The organism is Actinoplanes sp. NPDC023801 (assembly GCF_040639655.1).
Taxonomy (GTDB): Bacteria; Actinomycetota; Actinomycetes; order Mycobacteriales; family Micromonosporaceae; genus Actinoplanes.
The window spans coordinates 177808-190223 of record NZ_JBFAAI010000009.1 but is presented as its reverse complement, the minus strand read 5'-3'; the positions used below and the strand labels follow the sequence as shown (position 1 = coordinate 190223).

10 protein-coding genes are annotated in these 12416 nt (G+C 70.2%); 7 read left to right on the top strand and 3 right to left on the bottom strand.

Features of this window, described 5'->3' with window-relative positions; all coding sequences use genetic code 11:
• Positions 1–25 precede the first annotated feature (25 nt).
• The 3 genes from AB0G04_RS18800 to ligD all read left to right on the top strand — a co-directional run bounded on the left by AB0G04_RS18800 (position 26) and on the right by ligD (position 2552).
• The gene (locus tag AB0G04_RS18800) at positions 26–901 is read left to right on the top strand and encodes an oxidoreductase (RefSeq protein ID WP_360983709.1); all 876 of its coding nucleotides are present in this window, start codon (positions 26–28) and stop codon (positions 899–901) included.
• Between the two features lie 134 nt (positions 902–1035).
• Positions 1036–1248 (top strand): DNA-binding protein, encoded by a 213-nt coding sequence (locus AB0G04_RS18795; protein ID WP_360983706.1) that lies wholly within the window; start codon positions 1036–1038, stop codon positions 1246–1248.
• A gap of 83 nt (positions 1249–1331) precedes the next feature.
• Positions 1332–2552 (top strand): non-homologous end-joining DNA ligase, encoded by a 1221-nt coding sequence (gene ligD / locus AB0G04_RS18790; protein WP_360983703.1) that lies wholly within the window; start codon positions 1332–1334, stop codon positions 2550–2552.
• A 7-nt stretch (positions 2553–2559) separates the two neighbouring features.
• Here ligD and AB0G04_RS18785 read toward each other — a convergent pair whose 3' ends face one another.
• From AB0G04_RS18785 to AB0G04_RS18775, 3 genes are all read right to left on the bottom strand, one after another.
• The gene (locus AB0G04_RS18785) at positions 2560–3582 is read right to left on the bottom strand and encodes an LD-carboxypeptidase (protein ID WP_360983700.1); all 1023 of its coding nucleotides are present in this window, start codon (positions 3580–3582) and stop codon (positions 2560–2562) included.
• 118 nt (positions 3583–3700) lie between these two features.
• On the bottom strand, positions 3701–6025 hold the full coding sequence (locus tag AB0G04_RS18780; RefSeq protein ID WP_360983697.1) for a sigma-70 family RNA polymerase sigma factor: 2325 nt from the start codon (positions 6023–6025) through the stop codon (positions 3701–3703).
• A 157-nt stretch (positions 6026–6182) separates the two neighbouring features.
• Positions 6183–6569, bottom strand: coding sequence for a LysR family transcriptional regulator (locus AB0G04_RS18775; RefSeq protein WP_360983694.1), 387 nt, complete (start codon positions 6567–6569; stop codon positions 6183–6185).
• A gap of 500 nt (positions 6570–7069) precedes the next feature.
• Between AB0G04_RS18775 and AB0G04_RS18770 the strand changes: the two genes are divergently transcribed.
• The 4 genes from AB0G04_RS18770 to AB0G04_RS18755 all read left to right on the top strand — a co-directional run bounded on the left by AB0G04_RS18770 (position 7070) and on the right by AB0G04_RS18755 (position 12401).
• On the top strand, positions 7070–8971 hold the full coding sequence (locus tag AB0G04_RS18770) for a right-handed parallel beta-helix repeat-containing protein (RefSeq protein ID WP_360983691.1): 1902 nt from the start codon (positions 7070–7072) through the stop codon (positions 8969–8971).
• 132 nt (positions 8972–9103) lie between these two features.
• Positions 9104–10675: a hypothetical protein gene (locus AB0G04_RS18765; RefSeq protein WP_360983688.1), complete on the top strand. Its 1572-nt coding sequence runs from the start codon at positions 9104–9106 to the stop codon at positions 10673–10675.
• Positions 10676–10755: 80 nt separating this feature from the next.
• Complete coding sequence (locus AB0G04_RS18760) at positions 10756–10926, top strand: hypothetical protein (RefSeq protein ID WP_360983685.1); 171 nt, start codon at positions 10756–10758, stop codon at positions 10924–10926.
• Positions 10927–11006: 80 nt separating this feature from the next.
• Complete coding sequence (locus AB0G04_RS18755; RefSeq protein WP_360983682.1) at positions 11007–12401, top strand: DUF2252 domain-containing protein; 1395 nt, start codon at positions 11007–11009, stop codon at positions 12399–12401.
• Positions 12402–12416 lie beyond the last annotated feature (15 nt).

Here is a 12416-nt window from a genome sequence, read left to right as displayed (position 1 = left end):
ACTCGCCGAGTACAAGGGAGAGTTCATGAACGGGGCACAGTCGATCGATCGTCCGGGGAGCGTCTGGTTCATCACCGGGGCGTCTTCGGGCTTCGGGCGGGCGCTCGCGGAGGCGGCGGTGGCGGCCGGGGATCATGTGGTGGCGGCGGCTCGCCGGCCGGAGGCGCTGTCCGAGCTGGTCGCCACGGCGCCGGAGCAGGTCACGGCCGTGCAGCTCGACGTCACCCGCCCCGAACAGGTCGAGCAGGCCGTCGCCGGGGCCGTGTCGCGGCTCGGGCGGATCGACGTTCTGGTCAACAACGCCGGCCGCGGTCAGGTCGGGGCGGTGGAGGAGACCACCGACGCGGAGTTGCGCGACTTGTTCGAGGTGCACGTGTTCGGGCCGGCGGCCTTGACGCGGGCCGTGTTGCCGCACATGCGGGCCCGGCGCAGCGGTGCCGTCGTGCAGATGTCCAGCTTCGGGGGCCAGGTCGCGTACCCGGGGTTCTCGGCGTACTGCGCGACGAAGTTCGCCCTCGAGGGCTTTTCCGAGGCGCTTGCCGCCGAGGTCGCTCCGTTCGGGATCAAGGTTCTCATCGTGGAGCCGGGTGCGTTCCGGACGTCGTTCTCCGGCGGTGCGTTGTACGAGAGCGCCGAGATGCCCGAGTACCAGGAGACCGCCGGCGGCACGCGCGCCTTCATCAAAGGCGTGGACGGTACGCAGCCGGGCGACCCGGCCAAGGCGGCGCAGGCGATCCGGCGTGCCCTGGCCGCTGAGGACACGCCGCTGCGGCTGCCGCTGGGTGATGACGCGGTCGACGGCATCCGTACCCACCTCGATCAGATCCGCGGCGAGGTCGAACAGTGGGAGGCGGTCGCCCGCGCCACCGCCTTCGCCGAGGGGACCGCCGGGCCGGCGTGAACTGGGCCGCCCGGCGGAGATCTGCGCACCGGCATCCCGATGAGATCGGCGTGGGAGCCCACAGTCCCCCCGCGGAGCCCGAACGGGTGGGGGGAATGAGGCTGACTACTAGTCTTATCGCTATTGTCGCTGGTATGTCGACGAATGAGCTCCGCCTGGTGGGAGCACACGAGATCCGGATCCGCCTCGGCGGAGTGAGCCGCCAGCGGGCCTACCAGATCACCAGCCGCGCGGACTTCCCGAAGCCGATCGCCGATCTGGTGCAGGGCAAGATCTGGCTCGCCGAGGACGTCGAGAACTGGATGGCCGTGCACCGCCGTACCCGGCAGGACAGCGACACGGCGTGACAGGTGTCGCCCGCCGCGGAACTACTCGCTTGTAGTTCGGGGCCGGCGTGTATTGCCTGGTCCGCGGCGGGTACGTCGACCGGGTGATCACGGAGCCGGCGCCGCTGCCCGTGGTGGCGCCGATGCTGGCCGCCGCGGGTTCACTGCCGCACGGGGACGGGTGGGCGTTCGAGTACAAGTTCGACGGCGTCCGGGCGGTCACCTACATCGACGGCGGCCAGGTACGGGTGCTGTCGCGCAACGGCAACGACGTCACCGGCAGCTACCCCGAGCTGGCGGTGCTCGGGCAGTCGCCGGCCGCCCGGCGGGCGATCCTCGACGGCGAGATCGTCGCGCTGGAGCCCGGCGACCGGCCGTCCTTCGCCCGCCTCGCCGCCCGCATGCATGTGACGGCGCCGACCGCCGCCCTGGTCGCCTCGGTCCCGGTGCACTACTACGTGTTCGACGTGCTGCACCTCGACGGCCGGTCACTGCTGGAGCAGCCGTACGAGCAGCGCCGGCAGCAGCTCGCCGGCCTCGAGCTCGACGGGCCGGCACTGCGGACCCCGCCGCACTTCACCGGCACCGACGGCACGGCGGTCCTGCGCGCCGCCGAACTGGGCGGGATGGAAGGCGTCGTGGCCAAGCGGCTGGGCTCCCCGTACCGGCCCGGCAGACGATCGGCGGACTGGACGAAGGTGCCGCTGATCCGTACCCAGGAGGTTCTGGTGATCGGCTGGAAAGCCGGCGGCGGCCGTCGCACCGGAACCATCGGCTCGCTGCTGCTCGCCGTGCACGACGACGCCGGCCGGCTGCGGTTCGCCGGGCACGTCGGCACCGGCTTCACCGACCTGATGCTGCGCCGGCTGCACGAGCAGCTGGCGGTCCTGACCCGGACGACCCCTGCCGTCGGCGACGTGCCGCGTGAACACGCCCGGCACGCGCACTGGGTGGAACCGGTCCTGGTCGGCGAGGTCGCGTTCCGCAACTGGACCCCCGACGGGCGGCTACGGCATCCGTCCTGGCGCGGACTGCGGCCGGACCAGAACGTGAGCTCGGCCCGACGGCACCCCGACCCCGCCGCACCCGCGACGTCCGGCCAGGTCGAAGGCGCCTTCCAGACACCGGACGGCCGCTGGCGCGTGGAGGTGGTCCGCCGGGGCCGCGACCACTTCTATCGGCTGCTGCACGGCGACAACGTCATCGACGGCCTGTTCATCGCCAGTGTGCAACGGCTGCTCGCCGAAGCCGGAATCGATTTCGCCGACCTGATCGAGGCCGAGGCCGGCGCTTCCACGGGACCGGGCGAGCGGGGCGTCGCCTGACGGAACCTCAGCCGGCCGGCTCCGTCGTCGCCCGCGCCCGCACTGCCGGTTCCAGCAGCGACAACGTCCGCTGCCGGCTGTCGAGGGCGACCCGGACACCGACCGGCATCGGCAGATTCGGCCCGGCATGCCCGACGTCGACGTTGCCCAGCACCGGAATGTCACGGTCGCCGAGTACGTCCAAGACGATCTCCGACAGCGCCGGGGACGCTCCGGACGTGCCGAGCCCGGCGATCTCGCGGGGAACTCCCACGACCATGCCGGAGATTCGATCGAGGATCCCGGCGTGCCGCATCACCTGCAGATAACTCCACACGTGCGATGCCGCACCGCCGATCTCCTCCCAGAACAACACGGCACCGTCGAACCACTCCAGCGGCACTGCGAACGATGTCGCCTGCACCAGCGCGATGCGGTTGATCACTCCGCCGATCAGCCGGCCCTCGGCGCGCCCGGCACGCCAGCACTCCCATGAGGCGCCCGCCGGTAACGCACCGATCGGTTCGGTGCCGGTCAGCAACCTGCAGTAGAGCGCCTCCAGTTCTGCCCGCCGCGGCGCCGGTGCGGTCTGCCAGTGCCCGCCGAAGCCGGGCACGGCCATGTCGGCGTGGAACCCGACGAGACCCGTACGCGCGAAGAGCGCCAGATGCAGCAGGGAGATGTCGCTGTAGCCGAGGATCGGCTTCGGGTCGGCTCTGATCGCCGCCATGTCGATCAGGTCCAGGTAGCCGAACACCGTCTGACCGCCGTCACAGGCGACGACGGCACGAACCTCCGGATCACGCAGAAGCCCGTTGAGTTCCGCGGCGATCTCCGCCGGGGCGGCCGCGCTCCACCAGCGGTGTCGCTCCACCTGCACCAGTGGTGCCCGGCGCACGCGGAATCCCATCCGCTGGAGCACGGTTACCGTCTGTTCGACGTGGGGCTCGTACACCTGGGGCAGCGGCCCGGACAGCGCGGCGATGACGACGAGATCGCCGGATTCGAGCGCGCGAGGCCGAAGCAGCCGTGGTGATGCGGAACCGGTCATCGGCGCAGTATCCGCACCACCGCACCGCAACGCGACATGTTTCCGGCCCGCGTTCCGGCCTCGCCGGATGGCGGAGCCCGCCTTCGGTGACGTTGCGGACGGCCGCGGTGGCCAACCGCTATCGACTGCGCAGCTCGTACGCTCCTCGATCGACCGGCCGTGATCTCGGAAGCCGGTCGGCGTCGGCCTGCGCGGCAAGGCGGGAGGTGCCGCTGTCGACGGCGGGACTGTCGTGGTGGAGCCGGAAGTCACCGGATTGCGGTCCTCTGAACCGGGGCGCCGCCGTCAGCAGCGCCGCGTCCTCAGGCGTGGAGCCGCCGCCGGCGAGGAGGTTGTGATCGAACGTGACCTTCGACGAGCCGGACACCACGGTGGCGGGCTCTCCGCGGCGGGCCGCGACGATGTTGTTGACGACTCGTACGTCGGCCGCCCGGGTGACCGCGAGGTCGGCGGTGATGGCCGGGTGCGCGGCGTTGCGGTACAGGGTGTTGTTGACGACATCGACGTGGGCACCGTCGAAGACGTTGATGCCGCGGCCGCCGTTGTCGTGAGCGACATTGTTCTCCACCAGGGTCCGGCCGGTGTACGGCTGCTGGAACAGCGGTGCGCCGCGCACGTCGTCGTTGGTGAGCGACTCGACGATGATGCCGTTGCCGTCGGTGATCCGGCGGGCCGTGCCACTGCACAGACAGGGAACCGTGTTCTGGTTCCCGGAACTCACGTTGCCGCGGATGATCATCTTCAGACCGGTGCTGTCGTCGGAGTTCCAGAGATTCGAGAACGAGATCCCGCTGCCACCGTACGGCGAGTACCAGCCGTTGCGGCGCGTGACGTTGTACGCGGCGGTCACGTAGTCGGCGTACTGCACGGAGATGCCGGCCAAGGTGCAGTCGGTGAGGGTGTTCCCCCAGATGGTGACGTGTTTCGGGCGCCGTGGCGGATCGGCGTTGCGCAACTCGGTCACGGCGATGCAGCTGTTGGACACCGCCGGGTCGGACACGTCACCGTTCTTCGCGGCCTCGATCTGCTGCCGGGTCAGCCCGGTCCGTAGCCCGGTGACGGTGAATCCGGAGACGGTGACGTAGGAGGCGTGCACCCAGATGCCCTGCCACTGCGAGGCCCGGACGACCGGCCGGGTGCCCGGATCGGCCGCCCAGGTGATCCACCGGCCGGGCGTGCCGGACCGATCGATCGTCACCACGCTGCTACGGCCGGGATCGCTGTACTCGCCGTCGCCGACCAGCACCGTGTCGCCCGGCCCGGTCAGCTGGGCAGCCCGGCGCAGGGTCCGGAGGGCGTCGCCACGCGACCGGCCGGAGTTGCTGTCGTTCCCCCGGCCTGAGACGTACAGGTAGCGGCCACCGTTGGTGGGCGGCATCTGCTTGGCCGACCAGGTGGGGCCGCCGAACCCCGCACCGGCCCCGGGCGCGGCCGCCGGAGCGACCGGTGAAGCCGACGGCGAGGACGACGGCGACGGCGTGGGTGGCGGCAGCGCGGCGGGTGGTGGCGCGGTGACGTTGTCCGGCTTCGGCGACCGGTCGACGGTGAACAGGCCCACCGCGAGCGCGATGCTGAGGACCGCGGCGCCGGCTACGGCACCCTTCAGCGCGGTGTGGCGGCTCGCCGCGCCCGACGACAGGGTCATGCCGGGGTTCACGGCAGCCTCGGACAGCGACGCCGGAGGCACCAGCAACGGCACGGTGACCAGGAGCCGTTCCGGCGGCAGCAGTGCCGGGAACGGCACGCCGCAGCGGCGGCACGCCTCGACGTGCCGGGTGAGCCGCTTGCGCCATACCGGCGCCGGTCGCCCGTCCCATCGGCTGACCAGTACGCGCAGGTCATCGCATCCGTGCGGGGTGTCGATGGCGGCGACCGCCTCAGCGATCAGGCGGGCCGCCCGCAACCGCGTGCGCAAGCGTTGAAGCCGCACGCGGGCGTGGGCCGGCGAGATGCCCAGTGCGGGGGCCAGGTCCGCGCTGGGCATCGCTCCGGCCTGGGTCAGCCACCAGAGACCGAGCAGCTCACGGTCGTCGGCGTCGAGCCAGGCGGTGGCGGCGGTGAGCGTACGGCGTTGCCGGGCGACGTCGAGCCGGTGCACGGCATCGTCCTCGAGGCTGACGTCGGCAGCGGCCACCTCGTCGGTGTCGGCGAAGGTGACGCGTTGCCGGTCGGTACCGAGCCGGCTGCCGCGACGCCGGGTCTCACGGACAGCGATGGACACCAGCCACGACCGGAAGCTCCCCGGGTCGCGCAGCCGTGGCAGACCGGCCAGTGCCCGCATCATGGTCTCCTGGGTGACGTCGTCGGCATCGGCAGGCGGCAGCGAGCGGGCGGCGACGTTGTAGACGAGCTGCAGGTGATCACCGAGCAGGCTCTCCAGCGCCGACCGGTCACCGCCCTGCGCTGCGACGATGAGGTCGGCGGTCACACCGGCCCGCGTCATCGCCGCCCTCCACGGGCCGTCCTGCACGGCACCGTCGCCGTGCGGGCAGGGTGCGGGGTGTCGTGCCGTCGAGGGCACGCGAAAGCCGAGCTGACCATGAACCTTTCCCACTGCTTCCCGACGCTGCCGATCTGCACGCTTTCTTCCTGTCCGGGTATCACGACATGGCTGCGGAACTGCGATCTTTCGTACGGCTCCGGTAGGTCGGCGGGTTCAGATGGGTGGTACGACCGTCAGGCGGGCTCCTGCGGGGGTCGGCCACCACCTGCTGGATCTCGGTCCAGCTTCGGGCGGCCTGGTTCGCCCAGTCGCTGAGCAGGCGACCCGATGCCGTCAGGTGCGCCACCCGGGTGTTGCGGTCCAGCAGCCGGACGCCGAGGGCCTGCTCCAGCCGGCGGATCCGTACCGACAGGGCCGGTTGGGTGATGTTCAGGCGCGCTGCCGTGCGGGTGAAGTTGAGCTCCGTGGCCAGGAGCCGGAAGGCCATCAGGTCGCCCCAGTTCAGCGTCGCCTGACCGGGCTCCGCGCGATCTGCCTGCGGCACAGCTCTCCCCTCTTCCAGTACCCGTGTACTGGACTTTCGCGATGGAGACCCGCCGGGCGTGCCGGGCGTAACACGAAGGAGAAAATTTTGTGGCGACGTCCTTGTCACGAGGGCGTCCAGGAGCGCATCACCGCGACAAGATCGAACAGAGCGGATGGACGGCGATCGGACCAAGCCGTTCGCAGGCGTCCGAAATTCATGTCGAAGGCGTTATGAGTGGCACCGCCTTTCCCGGTGACCCGCGGGTCTCAGCAGCCGTAACACAAATTCGCAAGGATTTTCGGCCCACCCCGGGACAACCATGAATGTCGATTTATAAACCGACGGACATAAACACTGGCACATCGGCAATTCGACGGCCGGCGAGACGTTTCCAGGCTTAAGTTTTTCTGAAGTAGCTAAACCGGATTCGCATTCCTGAGGATTGCCAGCTAATTTGTTGAAGCCGCCGAGCCGATACCGGCAGGCAATATGTGAACGAACAATCCCTCGGAGTTGTCGTGCCCGAATCCCCTCATGTCACCTCACACGCCGCCCGGCCACGCCACCGCCGGAAGATCCTGATCGCCGTCTGCACCGTGGCGACCGTCGCAGCGGTGGGCGTCACCGCCCGGACCTTCGCCTTCGCCGGCGACAAGCCCGCGATCCGGAACGTGGCACTGCTCGACGCCACACGTGACAAGCCGATAGCCGGCCATGCCTCGCTCGGCGGCCGGGAGACCCTGGACCTGGCAGCGCTGGGAACCCGCGAGCTGAGTATGCGGGCGCACCCCGCCGGCAAGGTCGGGAGTGTCCGCTTCGTGGTCGACGGCCGGACCACCAGGGTCGAGAACCATCTGCCGTACCTGCTCAACGGGGATGCCCGGGACGGCTCCGACGTCCTGCCCTGGACACCGTCCGTCGGTGAGCACACCGTGGTGATAACCCCGTACAGCCGCGCCGACGGCAAGGGCACCGCCGGAGAGCCGATCCGGATCGCCCTCACCGTGACCGACGGCACCACGGCGCCCGTGCCGGCGCCATCGCGGCCGGGCGGCGTCCGGCCCGGGGCGGGCGGACCTGCCACCAAGCCGCCCGTCACCGGCACCCGGCCGGCTCCCGCGTTGCCGGCCGGCCGTACCGCCGGCGCCGGCATCGGCGGACCCACCTGGGCGGCCGGCGAACTCGCCCCGACGCAGGGCGGACGACACATCCACGTCAGCGGCAACGGCGACGACAAGAACTCCGGCCGGACGCCCGCCACCGCTCTGCGCACCCTGCAGCGGGCGGCCGACCTGACCCGGCCGGGCGACACCGTCGTGATCGGTGACGGCACCTACACCGCTCCGGGCAGGCAGTTCGTCCTGGGCATCAAGCGCTCCGGAGCACCCGGCAAGTGGATCACCTACGCCGCCGCGCCGGGAGCCACCCCGAAAATCGAGGCAGCCGGGTGGCAGGGCGTCGCGGTGAACGCCCGATACATCACCGTCGCGGGGCTCACCGTTCAGGGCGCGACCAAGCGGATCACCGAGAAGCAGAAGGCCGCCGCCCGCAACGGAGACCTCAAGGATCCGATGATCAACACCAACTGCATCGCGGTGTCCGAGCCGTTCGGCGGCGGTGAGCCGACCTATCCGCACCACGTGCGCATCCACGGCAACACCGTGTCGGACTGCCCCCTCGTCGGCATCAGCGCCATGCACGCCGATCACGTCGAGATCAGCAACAACCTGGCATTCGGTAACAGCAACTGGTCACCGTTCGGCGGCAGCGGCATCTCCCTTTTCCAGGCGTGGAACTCGGACGACAGCACCGGCACGAAATTGATCGTCCGCGGCAACATCACCCGGAACAACGCCTCGTTCGTCAAATGCCTGTGCAGCAAATTCACCGAGATCACCGACGGTGGTGGCATCATCATCGACTCGTTCGACAACCGCGACGCGCCAATCAAGACTCCGTACCGGGGACGCACGCTGGTCGAGAACAACATCACCCACAACAACGGGGCCCGCGGCATCAACGTGTTCCGCAGCAACCACGTCGACGTCGTGAACAACACCGTCCACCACAACGGCCACCAGCCGTCGATCCGCGACAACATGAGCGTGAACAAGGCCGACGACGTGCGCGTGACCAACAACATCCTGGTCAGCCAGGGAGACGGCATCACCGCCGCGTCCATGTCCAACGCCACGAACGTCAGGTTCGACGCGAACCTCATCGTCGGCAGGACCGCTGTCAGCGACCCGCGCCGGCTCACCGGTGATCCGCTGTTCATCGATCCCGCCAAGGGTGACTTCCGGCTGAAGGCCAACAGCCCCGCCATCGACACCGGCACCGCGAACCCCGCGGCCACGATTGACGCGGGCACGAAACCGCGGACCGGCCGGGCCGACCGGGGAGCGTTCGAGGCCCGCTGATCTGCCGGCACCGTGGGCCCGGCGCGGTGCCGGGGCCCACGGTGCCACGGCCCTGTTCCCCGCCTGGATACTGACGTGCCCCGACCAGATACCGATGTGCCGGAAAAGGGCAGACCGCACAGGAGGTCCGTGTTGAGACGACGGAGTCGCGACATCCCACAACATCGTCCGGCAGCGACCGGGCACACAGGGCAGCGCGGTTCCCTGCGCGGCCGCGCCCACGGCTCCCTCACGATGGCGCTGGCCGTGCTGCTGGCGATGAGTGCCTGCACCGCCGAGACTCCGGCGCGACCGGCAGACCCGCCGGCCGCGGGACTCGACGCCGGGAAGGGCGTGACCGCGCCGTCACCCGGTTCACCGTCACCGTCACCCCGCACGTCCACGGCCGGTACCGACCGTTCCGGCACCATGACGGAATGCCGTGGGCGTACGGAATCGTCTGCCGCCACGGTGACCAGCCCGACGACGGCGAGCTACCTCGGCACCGGCAGCGGTGACGTCACCAGCGGAATCGACATCGGGGCGGGCTGCACCATCGTCGTCGGTGGCCGCCTCACCGGCAGCTCGGTGCTCACCGGGGCGGCGAAGCTGCCCCGGGGCGGAGCCGGCGTGGTGGTGCGTCTGAGCGACGACGGCCGCCGGGTGCTGTCCGCGGTCCGCGTGGCCGGCACCGTCGACGACCTGGAGGTGCGCCGCACCACCGGTGACATCGCCGTCGCGACCGACCGGGGTGTCCGGGTGCTGGACGCGTCCGCCGCTACGATCCGGTGGCAGACCCGGGAGGCGGTACGCCGGGTGGCGATCGGTGATGCCGGTACGGTCGCCGCGCTCACCGGCACGACGGTGCGCATCCACGACGCCACCGGCAAGCGGACGGGGTCGGTTCGCCTTGCCGGGAGCACCGTCGAGGATGTCGCCGTCGACGACCGTACCGGCCTGGTGTTCGTCGCCGGCTTCACCCAGCGGGGTGGCCCGTGCCGGCAGGTTCAGGTGCCGTTCGTGCGGGCGTACCGCCACGATGGCACCGCGCGCTGGAGGCTCTACGACTACGATCCGGACGAACTGGACGGCCTGTGTGCGGACAGCCGGGTCAACCGGGTGGCGATGGGCCGTGACGGCGAACTCTACCTGGCCGGGGAGATGGCCGGCGGCACCAGCGTGTTCACCAGCAACGGCCGCTCCGCACGTACGGCGGCACCCAACGTCGCCTACGACAAGTTCACGACGACGAGCAACACCAGCGACGCTCATCTGACCTACTTCGCCCGGCTGAACCCGGCTACCGGCACCGTCAAGGCGGGACAGACGTTGCTCGCCAGGATCGATGTGAAGGGTGACAAGGGAAACACCATCACGCCGGCCGCGATCACAGCGGACGCCGACGGCCGGGTCTACGTCGGGGGCTCCTCGGCCTATCAGATCGCCGGCCGGTCCCGTCTGCGGATGAACGGCCGCACCCTGCAGCCGTACGCCGGGGGTGACGCATGGGTCCTTGTCACGTCACCGGACCTGCGGAAGCGGCTGCAGTGGACGGCGTGGACCGACGGCGGGCAGGCCGAGGTGACCGGGCTGGCAGTCCAGGGATCCCTGGTAACGCTTGCCGCGCGGGTCGTCGGGCCGTCGATGTACATCACGGCGCCGGTCCAGAGAGCGGTGCCGGCCGCGGGCAGCGGATACTTCGCGGTGTGGCCGGCCCGCCGATGACAGGCGTTGGGCACGCGGTGACCGCTGGCGCGGGCGCGTGGCCCGGCCGGCCATGGCAGCCCCGCGGTACGGTAAGGCCCGTGGACTTCTCCGAGGACGACCTGGTCGGCGAAACGCGCATGAGCCGAGGCTTGTGGCTTTCCGTGGCGAAGCAGAGCACGGTGCTGTTCCTCGCGGGAGTGATGGTCGTCGTCGGCCTCGCCCTGTTGGCGGGGCTCCTGCTTTCGCTGTATGTCTACATCGCGGACTGAAGCGACCCCGAATCACGCCACCCGGCGGAATCTGATGGACGCGAAGCGCGGCTACCCCGGGTGAGCGTTACGGTTCTTTGATGCCCCAGCAGTCTGATGCCGGTACCACCGCAGCGTTCGCCGATCCGGACCGATGGCGCTCGGCCGCCTCCCTGCACGCGGAGGGGTCGCAGTTGCGTGAGCGGATGCCCGTCGAAGCACTGGTCCGGTACCAGCCCGATCCTGACCGGGCTGATCCGATCGCTGTTCTGCGCGGCACGCACGCCGACCGGGTGCCGGAGCTGGTGCCGCTGCTGGTGGGCCGGATGTGCGCCTCACCGTTCGCCTTCTTCCGCGGGGCGGCGGCCGTCTTCGCGGCCGACGTGGCCACACGCGCCGGCAGCGGCCTTGAGGGGTATCTGTGCGGTGACGCGCACGCCGCCAATTTCGGGCTGTACGCCTCCCCGGAGCGGCGACAGGTTTTCGACACCAACGACTTCGACGAGTCAGTGGCCGGCCCGTTCGAGTGGGACCTCGAACGGCTCGTGGCCAGTCTCGTCGTGGCGGGACGCGTCGCCGGGGCCGGCGACGGCAGCGGTCAGGCCGCCGCCCGTGCCTGCGCGGGCGCGTACCGGGCGGCCCTCGCTGAGCTGGCCACCATGCCGTTGCTCGATGCGCACTACCTGATCACTGACAAGTCGACGCTGAAACGGCACCAGATCGGTGATCTCGCCGCAACCTTCGACCGGGTCCGCAGGAAGGCGAAGAAGAACTCGGGCAGCCGGGCCGCGGCCAAACTGACCGAACCGACGACGGACGGCGCTTTCCGGTTCCGCGAGGAGCCGCCGATCATGACCCGGCCACCGCACCACGAGTGCGAGGCGGTGGTGACCGGGCTGGCCGGGTACGCCGACCGGCTCGATCCGGAGGTCCGGAGGCTGCTCAACCGATATGCGGTGCAGGATGTGACCCACCGGATCGTCGGGCTCGGGAGCGTCGGATATCGCAACTACCTGGTGCTGCTGCGCGGCAACGACGACGACCTTCTGATCCTCCAGGTCAAACAGCTGCACCCATCAGTGTGGGCACAGTATCGGCCCGGTACGGCCCCACCCGACGGGCAGCGCGTCTTCGACGGCCAGCGCTGGATGCAGACCGTCAGCGACCTGCTGCTGGGGTGGGCCACCATAGACGGCCGGCCCTACCTCGTCCGCCAGTTCCGCAACATGAAGGGGAGTATCGACCCCACCGACCTTCGCGCCGACCAGCTCGACGACTATGCCCGGGTGGCCGGTGTCGTCCTGGCCCGCGGCCACGCTCAATCCATCGATCCGCGGGTGTTGCACGGATACGCGGACGCCGGTCCCGGTGGCGCGGCCTTCGATGACGCGTTCGCCGGCTTCGCGCTGGCCTACGCCGATCAGACGGAAGCCGATCACGCAGCCCTGGTCGCCGCCGTCCGGGACGGCGGACTGCCTTCCGAGACAGACACGTGAGCCGGACACCACGGC

Bases quoted from the DNA above. Each gene is read 5' to 3' on its own strand.
- AB0G04_RS18800 (WP_360983709.1), top strand. From the start codon at position 26: ATGAACGGGGCACAGTCGATCGATCGTCCGGGGAGCGTCTGGTTCATC.
- AB0G04_RS18795 (WP_360983706.1), top strand. From the start codon at position 1,036: ATGTCGACGAATGAGCTCCGCCTGGTGGGAGCACACGAGATCCGGATC.
- AB0G04_RS18785 (WP_360983700.1), bottom strand. From the start codon at position 3,582: ATGACCGGTTCCGCATCACCACGGCTGCTTCGGCCTCGCGCGCTCGAA.
- AB0G04_RS18780 (WP_360983697.1), bottom strand. From the start codon at position 6,025: ATGACGCGGGCCGGTGTGACCGCCGACCTCATCGTCGCAGCGCAGGGC.
- AB0G04_RS18755 (WP_360983682.1), top strand. From the start codon at position 11,007: ATGCCCCAGCAGTCTGATGCCGGTACCACCGCAGCGTTCGCCGATCCG.